We start from the raw sequence: 25,697 nt of genomic DNA on the forward strand, positions 1-25,697 counted from the left end.
ACACACCCCCGAAATAAACATATCCTGTGAAACGGGACACACCCGGAACAGGATCTCCGGATTCCGCCCGTCATCGCGGCAGTCGCAGCCCCCCGTGCAGGCGCGGCCCCTCACTCACTGTCTGCATTGATCATAACACAGTTTGATAAAGGAAACAAAGAATCCGGGGCCGATATTGCCCCGGATCCCTTGAATTTACGCGGCTGACTCGCCAAAGCCCACGCTCCGGCGAGGCACTGTCGGCTGCCGCGAAACGCTCGAGACCCGCGAAGCGTGTTTCGACCCGTTTCAGTTTCGTCCATGATTGCGTTTATGATATCAGCTTCTCAGCTCAATTCCCATGGTGTGGCTGAGTTTGCGGAGAATGCGGTCAACCTGACCGTCCACCGTCTCCGCGGTCAGCTCTTCTCCGTCCGGCGTAAAGGTGACAGTGAATGCCATCGAGCGCTTGGTCGGCGGAATCGGCAGTCCCTCATATACGTCAAAGAGACGGACATCCGTGATCAGCTTGGAAGAGCTCTCAATCGCCTCGGTTACCTCCGCGCAGCTCACGGTCTTATCCATAACCAGAGCCAGGTCTCTCTTCTGCACCGGGAACTGCGGAAGCGGACGGAATTTGCGGACTGCGCCGTAATACTTCGACAGCAGTTCCATATCGATCTCCGCAATGTAACCCGGATCACGCATATCCACATCATTCTGAACCGGATATGCGATCTGTCCGAGGTAACCCGCCTCTTCGCCGTTAACCAGAATCTTCGCGGTGCGGTACGGATGAAGGTAGGTCTTTTCCGCCGGCTCATAAGTGAACTTCACGTTCAGCATTTCCGCTGCGACTTCGCACAAACCCTTCAGCGTGAAGAAACTCTCCTTCTCGCCCCAGATTCCGATGCAGAGCGTGGACTTTTCTTCCGGATATTCGGTCAGCGGAAGATCCTTCGGAATAAAACGGCTTGCCAGCTCGAAGACACGGCCGTCATAGTTGCCCTTCTTCTGGTTGCGGGCGATGGCGCGGATCATCTGCGGAGCCAGCGTTGTTCTCATCAGTGACAGGTCCACCGTGATCGGATTGATCAGACGGATGGCATGTCTCTCCGGCGCATCGTCCGGAAGACGGAGAAGGTCCAGATCCGACGGGCCGAAGAAGGAATAATGCATTCCCTCGTATACGCCGGCTTCGCACAGCCGTCTCTTCAGCTTCAGTTCCGCCTTCTGTCTCGGATTTCTTCCACCGGCGGTTACCTGCGCATTCTGAAGGAAGGTGCTCTTTACATGGTCATAGCCATACATACGGATCAGCTCTTCGGCGATGTCCGGATAAGACTCCATGTCCTCGCGGTAGGCCGGAACCTGAATGGTCAGCTCATCGCCGCTGATCACCGGCTTCATATCCAGATTGGTCAGGATGCGGACAATATCGTCATTCGGCACTTCAATGCCGAGAACGCCGTTGATGCGGCGGATGCTCGCCTTCATCTCGGTGGGAAGAAGAGAATTGCCGGTGTTGCGGTCAACATGCGTTGAGGAAACCTTGCCGCAGCCGAGTTCCTCCACCAGATGAAGCGCTCTCTTCATGGCCATCTCCACCGTGTACTCGTTGACGCCCTTGCTGAATGCCGCGGATGCATCAGAGATCTGTCCGAGGCCGCGGGATGTCTTGCGGATATTGTCTCTGGCAAATTTTGCCGCCTCAAAAGTGACACTTGTGGTATCCTCGCGGATCTCGGAATTGAGACCGCCCATGACACCGGCCAGCGCAACCGGTCCTTCCGCGTCGCAGATCACCAGGTTCTTTTCGGTCAGCTCAAACTCTTTCTCATCGAGAGTGGTGATTTTCTCTCCGTTTGCCGCTCTGCGAACAATGATCCGGTTTCCTCTGAGGAAGTTTCCGTCAAAGGCGTGCATCGGCTGTCCGAGTTCGGTCATGACATAGTTGGTGATGTCGACAATGTTGGAGATGGAATTGTGTCCGACAAGGGCAAGACGGCGTCGCATCCACTGCGGAGCGGTTCCCATGGTCACATCATATACATAGTGGCCGATATAGCGCGGGCAGAGATCTTCCGCCTCAACGGTTACGTCAAAGCCATCATTTTTCACATCGGTCTCGTGATAATCCAGAGCCGGTGCCTTCAGCGGTTTTTCCAGCACTGCGGCAACCTCGCGGGCAATGCCGTAGATGCACTGACAGTCCGGACGGTTCGCGGTGACGGAGATATCAAAGATCCAGTCGTCGAGTCCGACGATGGGCTTGATGTCCGCGCCGATCTCCGCGTCATCCGGAAGAACCAGAAGGCCGTTGTATCCGGCACCCGGATAGAGGTCTTCGTTCAGGCCGAGCTCGGTACCGGAACAGAGCATGCCGTTGGACTCATATCCGCGGAGCTTTCCCTTGGTGATCTTTGCGGTTCCGAGAACCGTCACATGATCTTTTGCGGTCTCGATGACCTGCGCGCCCACAAGGGCTACCGGGAACTTCTTTCCCGCGGTGACATTGTCCGCGCCGCAGCACACCTGGAAGGTTCCGTGAGAGCCGGCATTGACCTGGCACACGTGGAGATGGGTATCCGGAATCGGCTCGCAGGATTCCACATATCCTACCACGACGCCGTCGATGTCTTTTCCGACCTGATAAAGCTCTTCCACCTCAAATCCGCAGGAAAAAAGTCTGTCCTGCAGTTCCTGCGGTGTTACGTCGATATCTACATATTCTTTCAGCCAGCTTAATGGTGCTAACATATTTCTTCCCCCCGTCTTACTCCTGATCGTTGATCTGCTTCAGAACGTCCATGTCGGACTCGAACATCAGCTTGATGTTGTTGATGCCGTACTTCAGCATCGCAATACGCTCAAGACCGATTCCGAACGCCAGACCGCTGTACTCATCCGGATCCAGACCGCAGTTCTCCAGAACCTTGCGGTTGACGATACCTGCGCCCAGAACCTCGATCCAACCGGTTCCCTTGCACAGTCCGCAGCCCTTTCCGCCGCACTCAAAGCAGCTGACATCCACTTCCACCGACGGCTCCGTGAACGGGAAATAGGACGGACGAAGTCTCGTCGTGGTGTTCTCGCCGTAGATCTTCTGCACAAAGGTATCCAACATTCCCTTCAGATCGCTGAGGGTGATGTGCTTATCCACCACAAGACCTTCCATCTGATGGAACATCGGAGAATGGGTTGCATCGTCATCGGAGCGGAAAACCCGTCCCGGAGAGAGAATCTTGATCGGCGGCTTCTTCGCCTCCATGACGTGGATCTGACCTGCGGAGGTCTGCGTTCTCAGAAGAAACTCCGGGGAGACATAGAAGGTATCCTGCATATCTCTGGCGGGATGATCCTGCGGGGTATTCAGCGCCGTGAAGTTGTAATAATCGTTCTCGATCTCTTTGCCCTCGTAGACCTCAAAACCCATGGAGGCAAAAATGTCGATCAGCTCTTCTCTGACCTGGGTGACCGGATGAAGATTTCCCGGAACGGTCTCCACCGCCGGCATGGTGACATCCAGTTTTTCTCTCTCATAGCGGCTCTGGAGTTCTCTCTCCTTCATCGCGCGGTCCACTTCCTCGAAGCGGGCCTGCGCCCACTGCTTCAGCTCATTGACGGTCTTTCCGTACTCCTGCTTCTGATCGTTCGGAACCGTGCGCATCTCTTTCATGAGCTGTCCGATCTTGCCCTGTTTGGAATCCAGGAACACCTTGCGCAGTTCATACGCTTCCTTCGAGTTTGCCAGATCCTTGACATTGTTCAGGATCTCATCGCGAAGCGATTTCGCCGCTTCTTTGAGTTCGTTTAAATCAGCCATCTTTTTCCTCCATAGTTTCTGAGTCTCACACGGGAAACTCTGCGCGCCCTGTGCGTGCTGCTCAGGCAGCTTTTTTTCTCCCGCCCGGTGGGTGACGCATCCTCGCGGAGCGATTTTGTTTCATAGGGAATTTCGGAGAATTTCCGATGAAACAAAAAATCCCTGCAGCTTACGCTGCAGGGACGTGATCTTCTTTTGATCCCGCGGTACCACCCCGGTTCCCGTATTCCTTGAATACAGGCTCTTATCTTATACGTAACGTGTACGGCCCGTCCGCGCCTACCGCCCCGTCTTGGGGATTCAGCACGGCAGCTCCGGTGCGAAATTCGGAGGGTGCTCGTTCCGGAGAAGACTTCCAGCCAGTGATCTTCTCTCTCTGTCGGGGTGTGCGCTTTCCTACTGTTCACCTTCATCGCTTTTTGCTTTCATGTTGTAAACATTGATTATTCTATCGGCACAAAGTCCTTTTGTCAAGATTTGCCGGCGGGAAGTCGGATCCTCCTCTGCCGGAACGCCGTCATCCCTTCTTTGACTTCGCCTTGGCGGCAGCCGTCGACGTCTCACGGGCCTCGGTATTCTCCGCCTGCTGGTCTTCCATGACTACCCCGGCAGCATTTTCCACGGATACGGTTTCCTCCGGACCCGCCTCTTCCGTGCTGATTCCGAGTTTTTTATAAATCTTGGAAACTTTATCGCTGCCGGCCAGTTTCTGTGCGGCAAACAGAATCGATCCGAAAAAGATCATCACCCCCAACAGAAAACCGAGCAAAGACAGAAGCCGATGCTGTACTTTCCGCTTTGTAACCCACGCTTCCATCCGGAGGAGTTCCTGCTCGGTCGGCCCGGACGTCTCATCCGCCCACAGATCCGCCCCGCACTCCGGACAGATATCTTCATCTCTGCGCACTTTTGCGCCGCACTCTGGACAGTACATTCCTTCCTCCTCACAGCATCTTTCGATACTCCCGTTTCCATCGGGATATGATTTTTTCCGCCCCCTCGGCTCTTCGGATGGGATCCCGGTCAAACAGCCGTTCCACGTCCTTCACCTTCTGGCATTCTCCCGCTTCTTCCATCGCCTTCCGGAGCTCCGCTTTCCACTCGAGGCGTTTTTCCTCTGTGATCAGTACTCGGTAACGGTCTTTCAGCACAAGTTCGGGATTCAGCAGTGTCAGAAGATAGAGCTTTTTGATGGTCGACATTTCCTTTCGGAAATTGTAGGACATTTCATACGCGCCCATGGCTTTTTCAAACCAGAAGATGCCCGCATAACATGCGCCGACATTGTTCCACACATTCGCGGTAAACTCGTCCGTCAGGGAGCCGTTCCGCCATTCATCGAGAATCTTCTCGTAATAGCGCACCGCCGTTCCGTACTGACGAAGACGATAGTAATTGTCCGCCGTCTCCTTCCAGAATTCACTCTGGGTCATCTTCCGTAGGGATTCGATTCTCTGGCGGAATGCGTTGACCTCTCTCGTGGTGTAATAATTACAGTCATCCAGAATGATCGCCAGCATTTCGGCCGGATTCTCTCTGCTTCGCTTCCACGCGGAAAGCCGGTCGGCAAGGAGCGGGCGTCCCAGTTCCCGTCGGATAAAATCGATCAGGCGGTCATTGACAAAATCATTCATGACAATCAGAAGATTGTTGTAAATCACATAGCAGAGTTCCTGAGAAGACCCGATATGGACGCCGAGCGGTTCCACATAATACGGATGTTCTACCTGCTCCGGTCTGACCATGATCAGACTCATAACTCTACCTCCCTCCGAATCACGGTCCCCGTTGCCGGGTAGAACTCTCCGAAGCCGAGATCACGGATCACCGCGATCATCCGGTTTTCACTGGCAAATCCAAGAGAAAGACTGATTCTTGTCGTGCGGTCCGGCCGGTCCGGGAATCCCTCCAGCGGAATGGTCACCGTCGTCTGTTTCTTCTGATCGATCGGCGTGAGGATGAATTCGATCTCCGGTTTTCCGGCCACGATGAATTCCGTTGTGCTTCTGGCTTCATACCAGTTCTCGCCTGCCGCCGCCATGGAGAGCTGCCCTTCCCGGTCGCGGTCCTGAATGCGAAGCGAGACACCGGTCCGCAGATGACCGTCACAGATGCACGTGAACGGAAATGCCGTCTTCTCGGCAGTCAGATCTTTCGCCCGAAGCGCGGCTCCCTTGGAAAAGAGATCCGTCTCGGTAAAGACTCTCCGGCGATAGCAGACCTTCTTCATAAAATCCGGTGCCCAATCGGTGTCCTCAAACCCTTTTCCCGTCAGGATGACCGCAGAAAACAGTCTCCGTCCGAGATTGCGGTCCGCGCAGGCGCTCATAATCCGGTCGCCCACCTTCTGACCTGCGTCGCTGTCGAGGACGTCCAGACGGAACCCCTCCTCCATGCGCTCGCCGTCCGCCAGAATCACCGTCCGGCGAAGGGATCTCTGTACGCGCATTTCATAGTAATGGAGTTCCTCATCCTCCAGGTCGAACATACCGACCTGATTGCTCCAGACATCTCTTCTCTGGCTCGCCACATAATAGACAAAACTCTCCGTGTGACTGATGATGTGCACCTTGCTTCGGTCAATGCCGAGATAATCGGCACAGTACATCAGGCTGTCCATCATTTTTACATCCAGTCTGGTTGTTGTGATGACGAGACTCTCAATCTCCGTGATTCCGGTCTCCTTCCTCGGATAGAGAAGGCATTTCTCCAGAAAAATTTTGAGCAGCGTCAGCGCCTCGTATTTTACGCCGCTGATGGTCGCCGTGCCGTCCTTCATAACCTGCGTAAGGAGTTTGTCCTCCATCACGCCGTCGCCGACGAGAGTGTGGGCGTAGGCTTCCTCGTCCACATACCATTCATCGAATTTGCGGTTTTTGCAGAGGACCGTCGGGATCACCCAGGTCATCTCCGGCTCCGCAAGCGTAATATGCGTGCGGTTGTTGCACAAATCAATGCCAATTATCAAACCTTCCATCTCAAATCAATTCCCCTTCACTGCAGCGGGAAAAGCTCTCCCACTGCGGCGTCTTTTTTGATATATTCGATCATTTTATCGCGAAGTCCCCTGTCACTCTTCATGTCCGCTGACAGGCTCATCTCATTCAGATTCGCAAAGCGGTTTCCGGGGGCAATGGTCCGTACTTCCCTGCAGGATACGCTTCCCTCATCCACAATGGTCTTTTCGCCGTCCTGCACTTCCTCGATCCGGTACTCCATGATCTCCCCTTCAAACAGAACCTTCTCATGGATGTAAATTCCCGGATAAACCGTTTTCATGCCCTCATAGTGGAACTCTTCCTCCTCCGGAAGGATCCGTAGCTGCAGATACGGGACGATATCCTTTTTCCCGTGATATTCGACGATCTCCTTGTCCATGATATCCCCGGGGACAAGAATGAATTTTGCGAGATCCTTGTAATAGGCGAATACCCGTCCCTCGGCAATCAGCGCATCAACCAGTGTCTGGCAGATCGCGCGCTGCGCGTGGTCCAGATCCGGCAGTGTCGCGTAATAACGGGTCAGCGCCAGCATATAGATGTCCGGAAGTTTTTCCTTTTCTGCCGTCGCATCCACCAGTCCCTCCAGATACTGGAACATCCGGTCGCCCGGATTCCGGTCCTCAAGGAAATATTCCCGGCAGCGGACGGTAAAATATGCCCGCACAATATTCTCACTGGTGTGTTCCCCGGAAGCATAGAGTTCAAACACCGAATCCATCTTCTCGGTCAGTCCGGTGAACAGCATCTGGGCTAAAATGCGCTCTTCCATGTCATACGTCTCGACATGGCTCCGGATTGCTTTCCGGAGAATCCCCATCATCTGCGAGATCGTGCCGTTAAAATGCTCGCACAGATAATCCAGAATGATACTGTCTTCCCGGTCCCTCTCTCCCAGCCGGAACGCGAGATGAAGGAGAAGACCGTTCTCCTCAAAGAGCCGTTCCAGAATCAGATGGGAAACCAGAACCGCCGTCAGTTCATCAGAAAGTCCGGTCAGGATGTATTTTTCCATCATCTCCCAGGCTTCCGAAAGCCGTCCGCTCTCCACAAGGATTGCGCAGATCATGGTCCGGTCATCCTGCGAAAGCCGGGCCGGATCCAGGCGGAGCAGATACCGGATGTCCCCGTCGCTCAGCAAATCATTTTCCTTACCGGCGTTCTTCCGATAATAACGGATCAGCACCGCGCGCAGTTTCGCGCGGAAAAGCGGATGAAGTTCCAGCGTCTCGTCCGCACGGATCAGAATCTCCGCTTCCTCCGCTCCGATCTCCTCCTTTTCCATGACACGGATACATGCATCCGTCTGAAGAATCGGATTGTCCGGACACCGAGCATAGCATGCCGCAAGCGTAGCGTCAATATTGTCCATGGCCGGTGTACACTCGTATTTCACCGATGCATAGCGGTTTCCGAAGCTGTCCTGGAAGAGGATGACATCCCGATCGCCGAACAGCGGAACATATGCCTTGCCCCGTTTCAGCGGATACGCGTCCTCCGTGGCCAGCTCCTCATGAACAACCACAACGTATTTCATCTGAGGATTCCGGCAGGTGATCCGCGCGCTCCGGAGGATCGGCGGGAGAATTCTCGCGAGCTGCGCGTCGATCATCTCGTCATAGATGGTCGCACGGTAAAGGAACGCCAGTTTCCGGTTGATCCGGCCCTCAAACAGTTCCTCCAGCGCCGCCCTCTCCATCATCGGACGATATTCCTCAAGAATCCGGGAATCCGGTGCCGCATACCGGAGAATATTGTAATACAGAACCTCTCTGCTTTCGCGGTCCAGATTCTGCGCATAGGTAAAATAAATCAGCACGCTCTCCGGAAGCAGACGGTCATAGGCCTCCGGAAGAGAATACAGAAAATAGTCGTACAGTTTGGTCAGGCTGATGTCATGCTTTACGGCTTTTTCATACCACGGAAAATCCTTTTCTTCCCTGCGGTCGCCGCGGATCAGCATCCGGACAACGGCAGTCAGAATCCGGTCGTCCGGATATTGTTCGTAAAGCTTCTTCATCAGGCTCACGGCAGGAGCAAAATAGTCCCTGCGCTCTTCCACCAGCGCCGCCAGACGGAATGCCATCTCCCTCGAAACAGATGCTTTCCGGACGGCATACCAGCCCGTCAGAACGGTGAGATCATCCGCCTCCCTCATAATCTCCGGATGGACCTCAAAAATCTGAAGCACCCGCTGATAAAGGAAGGGGCTTCGGGATCCGCGGTCAAAGACACGCTCCAGCATGGAATAGAGCGCAATGCCGTCCTCGTCTCCGTCAAACATCCCGCATGCTTCCAGCATGGCAAGATACGAATCCCCGGCCGAACCGCCGGTGCGGTTTCCCGACATTCCTGCCTCCCGCATATCCGCCATGAACTGCTTGGTGCTTCGCTTTTCATCCAGCGTATCGGCACAGAGACGGTAGATCAGAAGGTTCTTCTGCTCTCCGTCAATTGCCTCCAGCCGTTCGATTCTTCTGCGGATTTTTTCCGCCATCTGTGTGCCGGACTCTCCGTTTTTCAGCGACTCCAGCGCTTCTGAAAAGATCCCAACCACTTCATTGCCGGCGCAGACTCTCTCGTCGCGGTTCCGGTCGGAGGAGATCCGAACCGTGACCGGAATCGAGATATTCAAAAGTGTCGACCGGATGCGGATGGCTCCCAGATTGATCCCCTGATGGAGATGATCCGGCAGCACCGTAAACGGCAGCCGCAGCGCACCGTCCCGGATGTCCTGTTCGGTTGCGCTCTTTTTCGGCAGAAGGATGAAATCCGAATCACTCTCCGCCTCCAGCGAAAAATAACCCCACGAATCACAGCGGATCACGATGTTGTCCTCGATCCGTTCCGCCGGATCCGAATATTCCCGCGGAGCTCCGTCCGTCATCAGACGCACCGGTTTCTTGACGCCGATGGCAATCAGGAATTCTTCCATAAAGTTCTGGCGGCTTCCGTGATTGGCCAGACCGTCATAAACGGTACGGATATGAAGATCCTGCATAAAGGGGGCATCGATAAAATCGCGGTATCCCAGCAGCCGGAGTGCTGTCTCCTGATCCTGCTCCGCAATCCGCAGAAAATCCTTCGGCGTCTTCAGATCCGCCAGCCGCTCTCCCGGAGCCCCGCTGTCCACCGTAAACTCGTATGGGATTTCCTGCTCTCCGCAGTTGGTTACCAGAATAAATTTTCCTTCAATCCGGTCCCCCGGTGCCAGGTAAGAAGTATCCACCTCATAGCGGATCCGGTTGCGGAGACCGCCGAATGAGTTTCCCGACTCCGGAATCCTCACTCTCGCTGACGATGAGTACACGAATCCCTTGACATTTAAGCCGTTTGCCGAGCTCACGATCAGTTCATGCCCGGAAACTCCGTCTGCACGAACAATCTCTCCGGCCACTTCCGGCTGCCATGTCATCTCAGGCTTTTCCTGATCTATAATGCCTCTTGCGAGACGATTGATTCGTTCTTTCATACCCTATGTCACCTTTTATCTTAGTAATTCCGAAAATTCCCGCCGTCAGGGCAGAGTACATCGACGTTAATCATAGCATATTTTTTCACTGAATTCACTATCCGCCCCTCAATTTTTCCATTCGTCAGAATCTTGATTTAACCACATTTCCCTGATAATATAGTTATGTTGTACATAATATTGATATTCCCGCCCTCATTTCCTGTTTTTTTCGGCCGCGGGACCCACATTTCCAAAATTTTCAGCCGCACGGATGGCAAAAGGAGCATGCAATGACGAATGCAGAAAAAGCGCTTCAGCTTCACGAAGAATGGAACGGTAAACTCGAAACGAAATGTAAGGCTTCAGTAAACAACGCCGAAGATCTGGCTCTCGCCTACACACCGGGCGTTGCCGAGCCGTGCAAAGTAATCGCCGAAGATCCCGAGGCGGTTTACCGTTATACCATCAAATCCAACACCGTTGCTGTCATCTCCGACGGTTCCGCGGTTCTCGGGCTCGGCAACATCGGTCCTCTTGCCGCAATGCCGGTCATGGAGGGAAAATGTGTTCTCTTTAAGGAATTCGGCGGTGTCAACGCCTTCCCGATCTGTCTGGACACACAGGACACCGAGGAGATCATCGAGACCGTCTGCCGCATTGCTCCGGCGTTCGGCGGCATCAATCTGGAAGACATTTCCGCGCCGCGCTGTTTTGAGATCGAGGAGCGTCTGAAAAAGCGTCTTTCGATTCCGGTTTTCCACGATGACCAGCACGGTACCGCCATCGTCGTTCTCGCCGGCATCATCAATGCGCTGAAAGTCACCGGCAAGAAAAAGGAAGACTGCAGGGTCGTGGTCAATGGTGCAGGAAGCGCCGGAATCGCCATTTCCAAGCTTCTTCTCCGCTACGGTTTCCAGCACCTCACCCTGTGTGATAAAGCCGGCATGCTCTCGAAGGGCATGGACGGACTCAACTGGATGCAGGAGCAGATGGTGGAGGTAACCAATCTCGAGCATAAGCGCGGCACTCTCGCCGATGCGCTTGTCGGCGCCGATATTTTCGTCGGCGTATCCGCTCCGGGCATTGTCACTCCGGAAATGGTGAAATCCATGAACCACGATTCCATCCTCTTTGCCATGGCAAATCCGGTTCCGGAGATCATGCCGGATCTCGCCAGAGAAGCCGGTGCAAGAATTGTGGGAACGGGACGCTCCGATTTCCCGAATCAGGTCAACAACGTCCTGATCTTCCCGGGCATCTTCAAGGGTGCGCTGGAGGGAAGAGCTGCCGGCATCACCGAGGAGATGAAGCTTGCCGCCGCAGACCGAATCGCAGCGCTTGTCCCGGATGACCAGCTTGACGACACCCATATCCTTCCGCCGGCATTTGCTCCGGGTGTGGCCGACGCGGTCGCGGAAGCAGTTAAAAAGTTCATCTGATCCACGATAGATTAAACATAACGGAGATTTCACCATGATGTCTGAACCGGTTACACTCTATAAGCTGATGGTACTGTACATGCTGAGCAAGGTCACATTCCCGCTCACCGGCGCACAGTTCTCGGATTTCTTTCTGACCAGGGAATATACCAACTATTTCTCTCTCCAGAACGCCCTGACAGAGCTTACAGAAGCGGGCCTGATCCGGAAGGAGGAGCTTCACAGCTCCAGCCGATATGAGATCACGCACGAAGGCGTTCAGGCTCTGGATTTCTTCGGTTCCAAGATCTCCCCGGAGATCATCGAGGACATCGATTCCTTTCTCAGCGAAAACCGTCTCCGCATGAAGGAGGCTGTCGGTACCGTTTCGGAATTCTACCGCGCTGACTCCAGAGATTATATGGTCCACTGCGAGATCCGGGAGGGCAAATCCCATCTCATCAATCTCGAGATCGCGGTTCCCGATGAGGAGCAGGCCGGAAAAATGAGCAATCACTGGAAAAAACGCAGTCAGGAGATCTACGCCTTCATCATGAAAACCCTGATGAAGGAAGACGACGAACTGTAAACGGCTGTGCACTGTATAGAACAAAATAGAGGGGACATCCGCCGAAACCGGCGGATGTCCCCTCTATTTATGTCACAGGAAAGTCCCCCGGATTTTCCTGTGGCGCCCAAACACTCTTTCTTTATTCCGCAGACACAATCTCGTCGATCATGTTCCAGACTTCCTCCCGTCCCTGCTTTGTCTCCGAGGAGAACGGGATAACCGGATAATCCTCCACCAGATTCAGTGTCCGGCGGATCGCTGCGAGATGGCTTTGAATCTGGCTTCTCTTCAGCTTATCCGCCTTGGTTGCGATGATAACCGGCGTATATCCGCGGGTCGTAATCCACTGGAACATCATCTGGTCATTTTCACCCGGATCATGGCGGATATCAATGAGAAGAAAGACCGCGCGGAGCTGGCGGGACTGATGAAGATAATCCTCGATGAGTTTTCCCCACTGCGCCTTCACTTCCTCGTTGGCTCTCGCATATCCGTAACCCGGAAGATCCACATAATAAAATGCATTGTTGATCTTATAGTAGTTGATGGTCTGCGTCTTTCCCGGTGTTCCGGAGACTCTCGCAAGAGATTTCCGGTTCATCAGGGAGTTGATCAGAGAGGACTTTCCGACATTGGATTTCCCCGCAAATGCGATCTCCGGCTGTGTATTCTCCGGCAGAACACTGGTAATGCCGCATACCCTCTCTAACTCACAATTCTTGATGATCATTTCTTCCTCTTTCCTGTAACCATTTCCCCGGAGGCTGACTCCGTCTTGCCGGACAGCCGGTCCGCATTTACCGGTTCTGACGTTTTGGTCTTCTTAACCGGTTTCTCCGCCTTCACGGCCTTCTCTGTATCTGCGGCAGCCGTCTTTTTCAGTGTCTTTTTCGCTGTTTTTGATGTTTTCGATGTTTTTGTCTTCGCGCTCTTTCCCGCTTCATCCGGGCAGAATGCGCGCCTAATCACATCTCTCATCTCCTCCACATAGAGGATTTCCAGTCCGTCCGTGATCTCTCCCGAGAGTTCCTCCACATCCGGCTGGTTGCGGGCCGGCACAAGAACCGTGTGAATATCCGCCTGTTTCGCCGCAAGAAGTTTCTCCTTCAGTCCGCCGATCATGAGCACCTGTCCGCGGAGAGTCACCTCTCCGGTCATGGCAAGATCCGCGCGGACTTTGCGTCCGCTGACCGCCGACAGCATGGCGGTGGACATGGTGATACCCGCAGACGGACCGTCCTTCGGCACGGCTCCCTCCGGGATGTGAATGTGAATGTCATGCCGGTCAAACCAGTCTTCCGGAACCTGATAGTCTGTCGCAACGCTTCTGACCCAGGTAAGAGCGATCCGCGCGGATTCCTTCATCACATCGCCCATCTGCCCGGTCAGGATCAGCTGGCCTTTGCCCGGCATGGTATTGACCTCGATCTGAAGCGTAACGCCGCCGACACTGGTCCATGCAAGACCGGTCACGATTCCGGCCTGATCCACACGGTTCCGGTCTTCTTCCGGATTCCGCTCCGGGCCGAGATATTTCTCCAGATTGCTCTCGGTAACCCGGACTTTCACCTCATCCTTCTCCAGAATCTGTCTCGCCGTCTTGCGGCAGATGTCGCCGATCCGTCGCTCCAGGTTGCGGACGCCGGCCTCTCTCGTATAATTGTGAATGATCCGTCGAAGTCCTGCCGCCTGTATGGTCAGCTGGCTCTTCTTCAGGCCGTTTCTCTCCAGCTGCTTGGGAATCAGATAATCCTTGGCAATGTGATATTTTTCATTTTCCGTATAACTGCTGACCTCGATGATATCCATTCGGTCCAGCAGCGGCAGCGGAATTGTGCTCTTATTGTTTGCGGTCGCGATGAACATGACATGTGATAGATCAATCGGCATCTCCACATAGTGATCGCGGAAATGCGAGTTCTGCTCCGTGTCGAGAACCTCCAGAAGAGCTGCGCCGGTGTCGCCGCGATAGTCGGAGGAGACCTTGTCGATCTCATCCAGCAACATCAGCGGATTGCTCACCTGAGCCTGACGAAGGGCCTCCACAAGACGTCCCGGCATCGCGCCGACATACGTCTTCCGGTGTCCGCGGATCTCCGCCTCGTCGTGAACGCCGCCGAGACTGATGCGGACGTACTTGCGTCCCAGAGCCCGGGCAATGGAGCGGGCGATGGATGTCTTTCCGGTTCCCGGAGGTCCGACCAGACAGATGATCTGTCCGTTGCCTTCTCCGGTCAGAATGCGGACCGCAAGTGCTTCCAGTACGCGGTCTTTCACTTTCTCCAGGCCGTAGTGGTCTTTTTCCAGCACTTCACGGGCATGGGAGAGATCAATGTTGTCTTCCGTCCGCTTGTCCCAGGGAAGTTCCAGAACCGTCTCCAGATAGGTTCGGAGAACATTCGTGTCCTGACTTCCGATGGGCATATTCTCAAACCGGTTGATTTCCTTTCGGATCTTTTCTTTGATCTCGTCGGAGGCCACCAGTTCATCCACCTTTTTCCGCATCTCATCGGCATCGGTTTCCGGATCGCTCCGCTCTCCGAGTTCCTCCCGGATCTCCGCCATCTGTTCGTGAAGAACATATTCTTTCTGGTGCTTGTCGATGCGCTCCTGAACCTTTTCCTGGAACGTGTGACGGATCTGATCCGCCTGTGTCTCCATGATCAGGATCTGCATTTCAACCTGAAAAACTTCGCTGAGAGTTGCGCTCTCCAGAACCGACTGTCTTGCCTCCCAGTTCCACGGAAGCTCCGTCGGAAGTTTTTCCATCAGCACCTCCAGCTTCCGGATCTTGAGAAGTTCATCCACCGTCTCATACACGGTTTCCCCCGCAAAGCGATGAAGTTCCCGGAGCTGGTCCCGCAGCACGCGGAGCATTGCCGGTTTCGATTCCGCCGGCAGATCATCGGTGACATGGTCGATCCGGGCGATCTCCGCGCGGAAGCACGTTCCGGCATCGCTCATATTCAGTAATTCCGCGATGGGACCGCACTCCACCGTCACACGGGCCAGATTGTCCGCAGCCTTCATGTACTGGTGAATATGTGCGATTACACCGCGTGAAAACAGATCATCCTGCAGCGGGTCCACCGCATCCTCATCCATCTGGCTGACCAGAAACACATTCCGGCCTTCCGCCATTGCAGCGGCAAGCGCGCCCACAGACTTTTCCGTGACGCAGTCGAAGGTCGATTTCATTCCCGGCAGGAGTGTCAGACCGCGGAGAGCGATCATCGGAATTGTTTTCTTGCTTTTTGCCATTCTATAAACCTCGTTTTATCAAAGGAGGGCTGTAAAACGTCCGCAGACGCGGAAATCTCACACCCCTCTTTATATCCCTGCCCATATGTTCCGGCAGGATTACTATTCACTTTTATGCGCTCTCGACAGGGCTGCCCTTTTTCTTCGCAAAGGACTTTCTGGCCGCGGACGAATCACGGTGTGTGATCGCCGGCTCTGTCTCACCGTTGACACAGGACGCGTTGATCGTGCAGATGCCGATGGTCGGATCCGACGGAATCTCATACATGATGTCGTTCATGATGTTCTCCAGAATGGAGCGAAGTCCTCTCGCGCCGGTCTTCTGTTCCACTGCCTTTTTGGCAACCGCCTCTACCGCATCCTCCGTGAATTCGAGTTTTACACCGTCGAGATCAAAGAGCGCCTGATACTGCTTGATCAGCGCATTCTTCGGCTCGGTCAGGATCCGGATCAGGGCCTCGGTGGTCAGTGTGCTGAGTTCCACCGTCACCGGAACACGTCCGATAAACTCCGGAATCAGACCAAACTTGGTCAGATCCTGTGTGGTCACCTGGCGGAACAGAGAATCAAAGTCGAAGCTGTTCTTATCCACCAGCTCCGAGTTGAATCCGATGGATCCGGCATTGATTCTTCTCTCGATGATCTTCTCCAAACCATCGAAGGCACCGCCGCAGATAAACAGAATGTTGGTCGTATCGATCTGAATCAGTTCCTGCTGCGGGTGCTTTCTTCCGCCCTGCGGCGGAACGCTTGCCATGGTTCCCTCAAGAATTTTCAGAAGGGACTGCTGTACACCCTCACCGGATACATCTCGGGTGATGGAGACATTTTCAGACTTCTTGGTAATCTTATCGATCTCATCGATGTATACGATACCGTACTCCGCGCGGCTCACATCGTAATTTGCCGCCTGAATCAGCTTCAGCAGGATGTTCTCGACATCTTCGCCGACATATCCGGCCTCCGTCAGTGTGGTCGCGTCTGCGATCGCAAACGGAACATTCAGAATCTTGGCAAGTGTCTGCGCAAGATAGGTTTTGCCGGAACCGGTCGGGCCGAGCATGAGAATGTTGCTCTTCTGCAATTCCACATCGGTCTCCGACTTGGAGGTGATTCTCTTGTAGTGATTGTATACCGCAACAGAGAGAACTTTCTTCGCCTCATCCTGACCAATGACATACTCGTCCAGGAATTCCTTGATCTCCTTCGGCTTCAGCAGATTGATGCCGGTGAAATCCGGGCGGATATTCTTTTTCTGTTTTCCCTTATAATCTTCCAGCTCTTCCTGGAGGATCTCTCCGCAGAGTTCTACACAGTCATCGCAAATGTATACTCCGTTCGCTCCTGCGATCATTTTTCGCACCTGATCCTGCGTTTTTCCGCAGAAGGAGCATCTGATCTCATTGTCGTTTCTGTTTGGCATCCGCCCACCTCTTATTCTTTCACTCTATCAGTGTTTTTCGATTACACGGTCGATCAGGCCGTATTCTCTGGCCTCTTCGGCGGTCAGATAATTGTCACGCTCCGTGTCGCGGGCAACTTCCTCAACAGATTTGCCGGTGTTTGCGGCAAGAATCTCGTTCATCTTCTGTCTTGTCTTCAGAATCTGCTCCGCTACGATACGGATCTCGGTCTCCTGACCGCGAGCACCGCCGCTCGGCTGATGGATCATCACTTCTGCGTTCGGAAGCGCATATCTCTTGCCCTTTGCGCCGCCGGCCAGAAGAAATGCCCCCATGCTGGCTGCCATACCGAGGCAGATCGTGGATACATCACATTTGATGTACTGCATGGTATCATAGATCGCCATGCCTGCGGTTACGGAACCGCCCGGGCTGTTGATATAGAAGTTGATATCCTTTTCCGGATCCTCTGCTTCCAGGAACAGCATCTGTGCAACAATCAGACTTGCCTGTGCGTCCGTGACTTCACTGTCAAGAAACACGATACGGTCGGCCAGAAGTCTGGAATAAATATCATAGGAACGCTCACCGCGGCTGGTCTGCTCAACGACCATAGGTACTAATGATGCCATTGTCTTCGTCCTTTCTTATAAATCGCGTATATCGCGAATATCCCGAGAGCTGATGCCCCCGGGAATATTTCGACAGTTTTCTTATATTGTTAAATACGAATTACTGAAGATTTGCTGCGCCAACCAGGAAATCGATGGCCTTGGTTCTTGCGAGGCCTTCTACGATCTGCTCCTTCTGGTCCTCTGTCACAAACTTCTTCATCTGCTCAAGCTCGATCTTATACTGATCTGCCATGTGCTGAACTTCCTTCTCAAAGTCCTCATCCGATACTTCGATGTTCTCTGCCTTTGCAACTGCCTCAAGAACAAGACCTGTTGTGATGTTCTTAACAGCGTTCGGCTTCAGCTGCTCCATCATGGAATCGATGGTCTGGCCGGTGTACTTCAGGTAATCCTGAAGGCTGAGGCCCTGGCTCTGAAGCTGGTTTGCATAATTGTCGATCATGCTTCTGCACTCGGTATCAACCATCGGCTGCGGAAGCTCAACCTTTGCGTTCTCAACAACCTTCTCAACGACCTTGTTCTCGTTCTCGGTCTTTGCGGCTGCAGTCTTGCGTTCCTGAACCTTCTTCTTCAGATCTTCCTTCATCTCTGCCAGAGTGGAGAACTCGGAGTGGTTGTCAGCGAACTCGTCGTTGATCTCCGGAAGCTCCTTCTGCTTTGCGGACTTAACGGTTACGGCAAATACCGCATCCTTGCCTGCAAGATCCTTTGCGTGATAGTCCTCCGGGAACTTCACATTGACATCAAAGGTCTCACCGGTCTTGTGTCCGATGATCTGATCCTCAAATCCCGGGATGAACTGGTTGGAGCCGATGGTCAGCGGATAATCCTCTGCTGTGCCGCCGTTAAATGCGTTACCGTCAACGGTGCCCTTGAAATCGATTACGGTCTGATCGCCGGACTTGATCTCACCGGTAACATCCACAAGACGTGCGCTTCTGTCTGCGATGTTCTTCAGCTCGTTCTCAACATCCTCGTCGGTAACCTGATCGTCAGCCTTCTCTACTGTGATGCCCTTGTACTCGCCGAGCTCAACTTCCGGCTTTACAGCAACGGTTGCCTCGTAAACGAAAGTCTTGCCCTCTTCCATCTCAACGATGTTGATCGCCGGTCCGGAAACGATATCCTCTTTGGACTCCTCTACTGCCTGGCGGTAAGAACCGTTCACAACGATCTGTGCAGCCTCCTCATAGAAAGCGCCCTTTCCGTAGATCTTCTCAACCATGGTTCTGGTTGCGTGACCCTTACGGAATCCCGGAACGTTGATATTCTTCTTATTGTGGTTGAACGCCTGGTTCAGCGCTGCCGTAAATTCCTCTGCCGGTACTTCAACGGTCAGCTTAATAATATTCTTTTCGTCTGTCTTCTCTACCTTTACACTCATCAGTGGAGTCCTCCTTGAATTTTTGTACCGCCATTCTTCTTCACGGCGTCACACTACGAATCAACATTATATCACACGAAATGCAGGTGTTCAAGCGGTTTTGTGCCGCTCTTTCCGCGCTCTCTCCGCATGTTCTGCGTGCTTTCCGGTATGATTCATCCGCACCTTCCGTCCCCCCGGAGAGCATCCGGTGCTGCGGTGATTCCGCGCTGTCCTTCAGACCCTTTTCTCATAAATCATCCGGTCCTGAACCTCATCCGCCTTTTCCGGTCCGGCAAGAAGTGATGCCACTTCCAGTCCGAAATCCAGAGCGTATCCGACGGACTTCGCCGTGGTGACATAACCGTCCGTCACAACACCGAGTCCGGTGTATTCCGCTCCCAAAAGCTTTTCTTCGTTCGCCGCCCCCGGATAACAGGTGCAGCGTTTTCCCCGAAGCAGCCCGAGACGCCCCGGAACCGTGGGTGCGGCGCAGATCGCCGCGATGCGCTTTCCGTTCTTCTCCGCAGAGAGCAGCGCATCGCAGAGTGTTCCGCATTCAGCCAGATGCCGGGTTCCCGGCTGTCCGCCCGGAAGAAGATAACAATCCGGAGCGGAGAGATCCGCATCCCCGATGCAGGCATCCGCAGTTATCCGGAAGCCGTGCGTTCCCGTCACTTCCTTTTTTCCCGATACGGAAATGAACTTTACCTCAATTCCCGCCCGTACCAGCACGTCCGCTGCCGCAAGGCATTCCACCTCTTCGAGACCGTCCGCCAAAAAAGCATAAACCAGTGCCATCTTTCCCTCTCCTTTCCGATAATCCGCATCTCCCGAAGGTTTTCCTCCGGCGGGCTGCGTCCGGGCAGTATTTCCGGTTTTCTCCGCAGTGATTCCTTCCGGCTGCCGCTGCCCATTTGTATCTTCCGGTGATCCCTCCGTTATTTCTTCCCGGTCACCGGGTAATCTTTAAAGTATTCATCCATCACTTTCCGCGCAATCGGCGCTGCCACCGATCCGCCGGATCCGCCGTCCTCCGCGATCACGCAGACAGCGATCTTCGGATCATCCACCGGCGCAAATCCCACAAACCAGGCATGAGAATTGTCCCCGACGCCGGTTTCGGCCGAACCGGTTTTTCCCGCGGCCTGATACGATGCGTCGCTGAATGCGGATCCGGTTCCGTCCGTCACAACACTTCTCATATAAGTTGTCAGGGCTTCCGCCTCCGCTGCGCTCATGATCGAGCCCGCCGATGAAGGAAGAAATTTCTTCACCGTCTGCCCCGTCGCCGCTTCCACGTGATCCGCCAGATACGGTTTCATCATGGTTCCTCCGTTGGCGATCGCCGCCGTCACCATCAGATTGAGGAGCGGCGTTATCTGCGTCTTTCCCTGACCGATCGCGGTCTGAGCCTTTTCCCACACGCCGGAATCACTCGCCAGTGCAAAAGTGTTCTTGCTGTATGCCAGATCATAGGGGAGCGATCCGTTAAAGCCGCAGGTCTCCGCCAGTTCACGGAAGCGGCCGGTGTCCAGCCCCTCTCCGATGCTCGCAAACGCTCCGTTGCACGAGTTTGCAAAAGCCTGAAGAAGCGTCTGATGCCCGTGTTTTTCCCCGTGATAGCATTTCAGCGTATATCCATTGGATTTGTAGCTTCCGCTGCAGTCAAATGTAAAATTCTGCCAGTCCCCCGGATGTTCCCGGATGTACTCCAGAAGCGTCAGGATCTTAAATGTCGATCCCGGCGGATACAGTCCCTGGGTCGCCCGGTTCACCAGCACCGCCCGGTTGGAATCTGTGGTCAGTTCCGACCACCGTGCGTCCACTTCATTGGCATTGAAATTCGGCTGGGAAACCATCGTCAGAATACGCCCCGTATCCGGTTCCATCGCGATCACGGCACCCCGGTGTTTGCCCAGCGCGTCGCTGGCCGTACTCTGAATTCTCGAGTCGAGGGTTGTCACCAGTGTATCCCCCGGATTCTTCTTTCCGCTCAGCTCATTGAACGCCCGTTCCAGCAGATTGACATGGGAGGACAGAAGATAGAAATTTCCAAGAGACTCCAGCCCCGTTCTTCCGTTCTTGCCGGAGTATCCGACGGAGTGCGTGTAGAGATACTCATACGGATAGTACCGTGTATCCGTCCCGCTCACGGTCTTCGTCTCCGCGAGCACCTGACCGTCAATGCTCTTGATCGGTCCCCGGGTCACCCGGTCCGCAAATGCGTCCAGCCTTGCATTGTACGAGCTGCCGATCATCTCCTGACTCGTCACCTGAAGAAAATAGCCGTAGTACCCGATCAGTCCAAGAAAGAGGACACCGAAAAAACAGGTTACGGTCATGATATTTCTTCCCGCTTCCGACCTCTCGCGGTATTTCCTCTCGGCCGCCGATTCCTTCTTTCCGCGGGGATTCCGGAAGTAATCAAAGATCTTCATAGTATTCCTCCTCATCCTCCGCCGGCACTTCCTTCTTTCTTCCGTTCCGCCGGTTTACGTCCTGCGTTCCGGTTCCTCTTCCGGTCCGCCGGTTCACTTCCTGCGTTCCGGCTCCTCTTCCGGTCCGCCGGTTCACTTCCTGCATTCCGGTTCCTCTTCCGGTCCGTTTGTCGCTCCGGTACGCGCCTCCGTAGCGGGCCTGCTCGTCCATTTCCTCCTCATCCCGCGCCTTCATGATATAGAGTCCCTGAATGACGCTGAACATGATGAAACTCGACAGAATCGAGCTTCCGCCGTAGCTCACAAACGGAAGCGTGACGCCGGTCGACGGGATAAATTTGGTCACGCCGCCGATCGTGAGAAAAACCTGCGTGATATAAATCACGCCGAGTCCGAGGGCGATCATACGGTAAAAGACCGCTTCCATCCGCATGGCAAGCTTCATAAACTGCATAAAGCAGCCGACACAGATCAAAATGATGCAGACGCCGTAGATGCCGCCCAGCTCTTCGGAGATCGCCGCGAAGATGAAATCCTTCTCCACAACCGGAATCTTGTTCGGCATTCCCTGATAAAGTCCCATTCCGAACCATCCGCCGGTTCCGATGGCAAACAGTCCCTGCGCCACCTGATATCCGCTTCCGGAAATGTCCGCAAAGGGATCCTTCCAGGCCTCCACGCGGACGCGGACATGGCGGAACAGGCTGTAGGCACCGATGGCCGCCAGTGTTCCGCTGCCGAAGCCCGAAGCCAGATATACCCAGTTAGAGGAGGCAACGAACAGCATGAACACATACGCCACAAAGAAAATCAGCGCGCTTCCGAGGTCCTTGGAGAACACCAGAATCAGCACATGGAGTGCCGCCACCGCGCTGGTCCGAAGGATTCCCTCAAAACTGGTCGACCGCTCAAACATCGTAGCCACAAAGAAGACAAAGGTCAGTTTTACGAACTCCGACGGCTGAAAGGAAAAACCGCCCACATTCAGCGACAGCTGGGCCCCGAAACTTGCCGTGCCGATCACGCGGACCGCCAGCAGAAGAAGCATTCCGCCGATGGCATAGACCCACGGGATCCTGGCGAGCTGCCAGATGTGCTCGATCATAACCGGAATCACCAGGGTGACGGCTGCCGCCGCCGCGACGATCACAAACTGGCGCATCGACCGTGACACGGAGATCCGGTTCAGCACCACAAAGCTCGTCGCCATCAGCATACACATGTTGGTCGACAGAAGTCTCGACGACCGGCGATAGATCAGCTTGCTCACCAGAAGGTAGCCGCCGATGAAAAGCGCCTGCGCCGCGGCAAGCATCATCGATGACACATTTTCCGTCCGGAGCCACATGACGGTGTCCGCCAGTGTAAGGATCAGAAAAATGCTGATTACCTGATTGCGGACCACATAATCGCGGTCCTCTTCGTATGTGTAGGAATAATATCGAAAATTATAATAGGTGTAGATCGCGATCAGTAAAATGATCAGGAATCTGGCCACCTCCGTCACTACATTTGCCATTACTCCACTCCCCTGCGGAAATGTCCCTTAGTGTAATCCCAGTCCGCCGTCCGTTCCCGACCTCTCAGGAAAACGTCGCCGTAGGCGCGCAGAACCTTCTCCGCCTCCTCCGGCGTCTCGGTTGTAAAAGTCAGCCGGAGCCATCGACAGCCAAGTTTCTCCACGGCGGCCCGGTCACCGAGAATCGTGACCGGTGCGGCATTGTAAATCGTGTTATAGCAGAAACGGCAGTGATTTTTCACCGGGAAGAGCGCCTTTTTCCGGTCACGGATCTCCAGAACACACGGCTCCTTCGTGCATTTTCCCGTGTTTTTGCGGAAACACTGCGCCGTCACCATCATCGGCACACGGCCGTAGGCAAACAGTTCCGCATTTTTCGCGCCGCGCTCGGAGAGCTCGTGGAAATTCAGTTCCAGCGGAAGCGTAAACCGAAGGGAAGGAGTCCGGTCATCGGCTTTGTCCGTCCCGGTCCCGACCGCTGCTTTCCCTTTTCTTTCCGCGGCATCCGCGGATCCCGCGCCCTTTCCCGAATCCCGGGCAAAATCCCGGAGTTGCATTTCCGACAAATGATTCATGGTATAGACATTGGCGTCAGCCACCACCGGCATATCCGGGAAATGAATCCGCACATAGGCAAGTTCTTCCAGATTTTTAATCATCAGCGCGTCAAAGCCGGCATTTGCCAGCTCTGCCCGGTATTTTTCGAAATACCGTCTTGCCTCGGTCCGCCACATATGCGGCAGAATGAGGGCGCACTCCTTGTTCGCCGCGTGACAGGCATCCACATATTTTTTCCAGCTCTGCGCCCCGAAACCGGTGGAATCCAGATAAACGAAGGAGATATCCTCCGACATAATCACGGCGTCCGCAAGAAGCGGCGACTCGATCGCCGCGGTGAGTTTAAACGGATTATGGCTGTTTTTGCCGCCAGCCGGACGGCTTTCCGCGTTTTTCGGATTCACATTTTCGCACTCCGCGGCGCAGATCATGGTTTCACCGGTTTCCGACAGCCGTTCTGAAACGTCCAGGGAGTCATGGTTCTCCGTTCCTCCCGCATTCCGTGCAAAAAACGAATGAAGGTTCTCTTCCAGAACGGCGAGTGCCTCCCGCCGGAGCTCATTGAGCTGTTTTACCGGGACAAACACATTTCCTTCCGTCACAATCTCGGCATTGCCGATGACAAACGGCGTGTTTCCGGTCTTCCGGATCTGTTTTTCCAGATCGGCCGTCGCGGTCGGGGTCTTGAGCGCACTCTCGCAGACCGGACCTTCCGCGTATCCGACAGCCGGCGGAAGTTCTCTTCCGGCACCGTCCGTCTCCCGAAGCGTCACCATCAGAGAGAGGGGCTCGCCGACCTTCGCCGTGAAGACCGCATCGGCCGTCTCCTTCACCGGAACGCGGAGATACCGCTCTTCCAGTTCCTTCGTGTACGCCCGGTCTTCCTCCCGGAACTGCGGCTTCTCATGAAAGACAACCATTTCCGGTCCGTTGTGCCGCCGGTAATATCCGTCGGTCAGTCCGCCGCGGTCAAAGAGTTCCAGCAGTTTTCTCCGGTCTTCCGGATCGACGCGGTAACCTTCTCTTCCGTGTTCCAGCCAGTAATCCACATATTTCCGGTAAATGCTGACGACACCCGCCGTGTAGCGCGGGCTCTTCATCCGGCCCTCAATCTTCAGCGAGAACGCGCCGCCTTCCAGAAGTTCCGGAAGCACATCCAGCGCGCAGAGATCCTTCATGCTGAGCGGATAGTGCTCATCTTTTCCGGTGAGATTCCGCTTTCCCTCCAGCACTTCGAACGGAAGCCGGCACGTCTGAGCGCACCGTCCGCGGTTGCCGCTTCGTCCGCCGATCATGCTCGAAAACAGGCACTGACCGGAATAACAGAAGCAGAGCGCTCCGTGCACAAAACACTCGATCTCCAGACCGGTTTTCTCATGCAGATCGCGAATCTCCGGAAGCGAGATCTCCCGGGCCGGCACAATTCGCGTCACCCCGAGTTTTTTCAGTTCCAACGCCGACTCCGCGCCCGTGACCGACATCTGCGTGCTCGTGTGAATCGGAAGTTCCGGAAAATGTTCCCGGATCGCGCGCAGAACGCCCATGTCCTGCACCAGAACCGCATCCAGTCCGGCTTCATAGTACGGTCGGAGAAATGCAATCAGATCCTCCATCTCCCGCTCTTTCACCAGCGTATTGACCGTCATATACAGTTTTCTTCCGTGAAGGTGCACATAGCGGATCGCCCGGATCATCTGATCCTCGTCCGCATTTTCCGCAAAAGCCCTCGCACCGAAGCGGCTTCCACCCATATAAACAGCGTCAGCTCCGGCAGACACGGCAGCCATAAGGCTGTCCATGGAACCCGCCGGAGCCAGAATCTCAGCTTTCCTGATCATTTTTTTCCTTTGCCTTTTTTACTCGCTTTGTCACCAGTTCTGCCCGGAGGCGGTAGACTTCCTTCTCCAGTTCATCCTTCTGCGCCGCCAGAACCCGGTTGTGCTCCCGCTCCTTGAAATAATCGTCGGCCAGATTCAGATTCAGCGTCAGATTCCGGTAATCGTCCGGCAGCCTCGAATATCCTTCCGTCCGCGAAATCTGCTGAATCTTGTCATTCAGATAAGCAGCGACCTGATGGAGATAGGATTCCTCCTCCAATCCGCCGAGCGTGTAAATTTTTCCGCCGATCAGTACATCCACATAGTTCTTATTATCCATTCCAGTCTCTCACATTCCGAGAACCGCTGTTCTCCCAGTATATTCTGCAATCCCCGCCGTTTTTTTGACGTGATTGTCCTAACGTAGGTTTCTTGATGCATTTCCCTGCGCCG

17 protein-coding genes, 1 pseudogene and 1 other annotated feature are annotated in these 25,697 nt (G+C 54.4%); of the genes and pseudogenes, 2 read left to right on the forward strand and 16 right to left on the reverse strand.

The annotated features are described in order from the left end of the window. Positions 1-318: 318 nt before the first annotated feature. The 6 genes from pheT to BMW41_RS00840 form a co-directional block, all read right to left on the reverse strand. The gene (gene pheT, locus BMW41_RS00815) at positions 319-2,739 is read right to left on the reverse strand and encodes a phenylalanine--tRNA ligase subunit beta (protein ID WP_074647959.1); all 2,421 of its coding nucleotides are present in this window, start codon (positions 2,737-2,739) and stop codon (positions 319-321) included. A gap of 16 nt (positions 2,740-2,755) precedes the next feature. After that, the gene (gene pheS, locus BMW41_RS00820) at positions 2,756-3,805 is read right to left on the reverse strand and encodes a phenylalanine--tRNA ligase subunit alpha (RefSeq protein WP_074647965.1); all 1,050 of its coding nucleotides are present in this window, start codon (positions 3,803-3,805) and stop codon (positions 2,756-2,758) included. Positions 3,806-3,980: 175 nt separating this feature from the next. Then, positions 3,981-4,227 (reverse strand) — a binding site (T-box leader). Positions 4,228-4,322: 95 nt separating this feature from the next. After that, positions 4,323-4,739, reverse strand: coding sequence for a zinc-ribbon domain-containing protein (locus tag BMW41_RS00825; protein ID WP_074647971.1), 417 nt, complete (start codon positions 4,737-4,739; stop codon positions 4,323-4,325). A gap of 10 nt (positions 4,740-4,749) precedes the next feature. After that, positions 4,750-5,562 carry a hypothetical protein gene (locus tag BMW41_RS00830; RefSeq protein ID WP_074647976.1) on the reverse strand — a complete coding sequence of 271 codons (813 nt, stop codon included), beginning with the start codon at positions 5,560-5,562 and terminating at the stop codon, positions 4,750-4,752. Further along, complete coding sequence (locus BMW41_RS00835; RefSeq protein WP_074647980.1) at positions 5,559-6,782, reverse strand: DUF5716 family protein; 1,224 nt, start codon at positions 6,780-6,782, stop codon at positions 5,559-5,561. The genes BMW41_RS00830 and BMW41_RS00835 overlap by 4 nt, the downstream gene beginning before the upstream one ends. Before the next feature lie 17 nt (positions 6,783-6,799). Then, complete coding sequence (locus BMW41_RS00840) at positions 6,800-10,276, reverse strand: DUF5717 family protein (protein WP_074647986.1); 3,477 nt, start codon at positions 10,274-10,276, stop codon at positions 6,800-6,802. Between the two features lie 272 nt (positions 10,277-10,548). Here BMW41_RS00840 and BMW41_RS00845 point away from each other — a divergent pair, with 272 nt between their 5' ends. Both BMW41_RS00845 and BMW41_RS00850 read left to right on the forward strand, forming a co-directional pair. After that, positions 10,549-11,697, forward strand: coding sequence for an NAD(P)-dependent malic enzyme (locus BMW41_RS00845; RefSeq protein ID WP_074647991.1), 1,149 nt, complete (start codon positions 10,549-10,551; stop codon positions 11,695-11,697). 34 nt (positions 11,698-11,731) lie between these two features. Continuing rightward, positions 11,732-12,265 (forward strand): DUF4364 family protein, encoded by a 534-nt coding sequence (locus BMW41_RS00850; RefSeq protein ID WP_074647994.1) that lies wholly within the window; start codon positions 11,732-11,734, stop codon positions 12,263-12,265. 121 nt (positions 12,266-12,386) lie between these two features. Here the strand turns inward: BMW41_RS00850 and yihA are convergent, their stop codons facing one another. The 10 genes and pseudogenes from yihA to BMW41_RS00900 form a co-directional block, all read right to left on the reverse strand. Next, complete coding sequence (gene yihA, locus BMW41_RS00855) at positions 12,387-12,977, reverse strand: ribosome biogenesis GTP-binding protein YihA/YsxC (protein ID WP_074647997.1); 591 nt, start codon at positions 12,975-12,977, stop codon at positions 12,387-12,389. Further along, complete coding sequence (gene lon / locus BMW41_RS00860) at positions 12,974-15,508, reverse strand: endopeptidase La (protein ID WP_074648002.1); 2,535 nt, start codon at positions 15,506-15,508, stop codon at positions 12,974-12,976. Before lon ends, yihA begins: the two co-directional genes overlap by 4 nt. A gap of 112 nt (positions 15,509-15,620) precedes the next feature. Further along, on the reverse strand, positions 15,621-16,931 hold the full coding sequence (clpX, locus tag BMW41_RS00865) for an ATP-dependent Clp protease ATP-binding subunit ClpX (RefSeq protein ID WP_074648006.1): 1,311 nt from the start codon (positions 16,929-16,931) through the stop codon (positions 15,621-15,623). Between the two features lie 27 nt (positions 16,932-16,958). Continuing rightward, positions 16,959-17,543 (reverse strand): ATP-dependent Clp endopeptidase proteolytic subunit ClpP, encoded by a 585-nt coding sequence (gene clpP, locus BMW41_RS00870; protein WP_031471861.1) that lies wholly within the window; start codon positions 17,541-17,543, stop codon positions 16,959-16,961. A gap of 100 nt (positions 17,544-17,643) precedes the next feature. Then, on the reverse strand, positions 17,644-18,930 hold the full coding sequence (gene tig / locus BMW41_RS00875) for a trigger factor (RefSeq protein ID WP_074648008.1): 1,287 nt from the start codon (positions 18,928-18,930) through the stop codon (positions 17,644-17,646). Between the two features lie 216 nt (positions 18,931-19,146). Next, complete coding sequence (locus BMW41_RS00880) at positions 19,147-19,710, reverse strand: DJ-1 family glyoxalase III (protein WP_074648013.1); 564 nt, start codon at positions 19,708-19,710, stop codon at positions 19,147-19,149. 140 nt (positions 19,711-19,850) lie between these two features. After that, positions 19,851-21,350, reverse strand: coding sequence for a peptidoglycan D,D-transpeptidase FtsI family protein (locus BMW41_RS00885; RefSeq protein ID WP_242870253.1), 1,500 nt, complete (start codon positions 21,348-21,350; stop codon positions 19,851-19,853). 199 nt (positions 21,351-21,549) lie between these two features. Continuing rightward, positions 21,550-22,869 (reverse strand): annotated as a pseudogene (locus BMW41_RS00890) (FtsW/RodA/SpoVE family cell cycle protein); the annotation flags it as partial. After that, positions 22,869-25,265 carry a U32 family peptidase gene (locus BMW41_RS00895; protein WP_074648022.1) on the reverse strand — a complete coding sequence of 799 codons (2,397 nt, stop codon included), beginning with the start codon at positions 25,263-25,265 and terminating at the stop codon, positions 22,869-22,871. The gene BMW41_RS00895 and the pseudogene BMW41_RS00890, both read right to left, overlap by 1 nt. Next, entirely contained in the window at positions 25,249-25,584 is a 336-nt protein-coding gene (locus BMW41_RS00900; RefSeq protein ID WP_074648026.1) for a cell division protein ZapA, read from the reverse strand. Before BMW41_RS00900 ends, BMW41_RS00895 begins: the two co-directional genes overlap by 17 nt. Positions 25,585-25,697 lie beyond the last annotated feature (113 nt).

Source organism: [Clostridium] aminophilum, from assembly GCF_900101295.1.
Classification (GTDB): domain Bacteria; phylum Bacillota; class Clostridia; order Lachnospirales; family Lachnospiraceae; genus Clostridium_R; species Clostridium_R aminophilum_A.

Bases quoted from the DNA above. Each gene is read 5' to 3' on its own strand.
- pheT (WP_074647959.1), bottom strand. From the start codon at position 2,739: ATGTTAGCACCATTAAGCTGGCTGAAAGAATATGTAGATATCGACGTA.
- pheS (WP_074647965.1), bottom strand. From the start codon at position 3,805: ATGGCTGATTTAAACGAACTCAAAGAAGCGGCGAAATCGCTTCGCGAT.
- BMW41_RS00825 (WP_074647971.1), bottom strand. From the start codon at position 4,739: ATGTACTGTCCAGAGTGCGGCGCAAAAGTGCGCAGAGATGAAGATATC.
- BMW41_RS00830 (WP_074647976.1), bottom strand. From the start codon at position 5,562: ATGAGTCTGATCATGGTCAGACCGGAGCAGGTAGAACATCCGTATTAT.
- BMW41_RS00835 (WP_074647980.1), bottom strand. From the start codon at position 6,782: ATGGAAGGTTTGATAATTGGCATTGATTTGTGCAACAACCGCACGCAT.
- BMW41_RS00840 (WP_074647986.1), bottom strand. From the start codon at position 10,276: ATGAAAGAACGAATCAATCGTCTCGCAAGAGGCATTATAGATCAGGAA.
- BMW41_RS00845 (WP_074647991.1), top strand. From the start codon at position 10,549: ATGACGAATGCAGAAAAAGCGCTTCAGCTTCACGAAGAATGGAACGGT.
- BMW41_RS00850 (WP_074647994.1), top strand. From the start codon at position 11,732: ATGATGTCTGAACCGGTTACACTCTATAAGCTGATGGTACTGTACATG.
- yihA (WP_074647997.1), bottom strand. From the start codon at position 12,977: ATGATCATCAAGAATTGTGAGTTAGAGAGGGTATGCGGCATTACCAGT.
- lon (WP_074648002.1), bottom strand. From the start codon at position 15,508: ATGGCAAAAAGCAAGAAAACAATTCCGATGATCGCTCTCCGCGGTCTG.
- clpX (WP_074648006.1), bottom strand. From the start codon at position 16,931: ATGCCAAACAGAAACGACAATGAGATCAGATGCTCCTTCTGCGGAAAA.
- clpP (WP_031471861.1), bottom strand. From the start codon at position 17,543: ATGGCATCATTAGTACCTATGGTCGTTGAGCAGACCAGCCGCGGTGAG.
- tig (WP_074648008.1), bottom strand. From the start codon at position 18,930: ATGAGTGTAAAGGTAGAGAAGACAGACGAAAAGAATATTATTAAGCTG.
- BMW41_RS00880 (WP_074648013.1), bottom strand. From the start codon at position 19,710: ATGGCACTGGTTTATGCTTTTTTGGCGGACGGTCTCGAAGAGGTGGAA.
- BMW41_RS00885 (WP_242870253.1), bottom strand. From the start codon at position 21,350: ATGAAGATCTTTGATTACTTCCGGAATCCCCGCGGAAAGAAGGAATCG.
- BMW41_RS00895 (WP_074648022.1), bottom strand. From the start codon at position 25,265: ATGATCAGGAAAGCTGAGATTCTGGCTCCGGCGGGTTCCATGGACAGC.
- BMW41_RS00900 (WP_074648026.1), bottom strand. From the start codon at position 25,584: ATGGATAATAAGAACTATGTGGATGTACTGATCGGCGGAAAAATTTAC.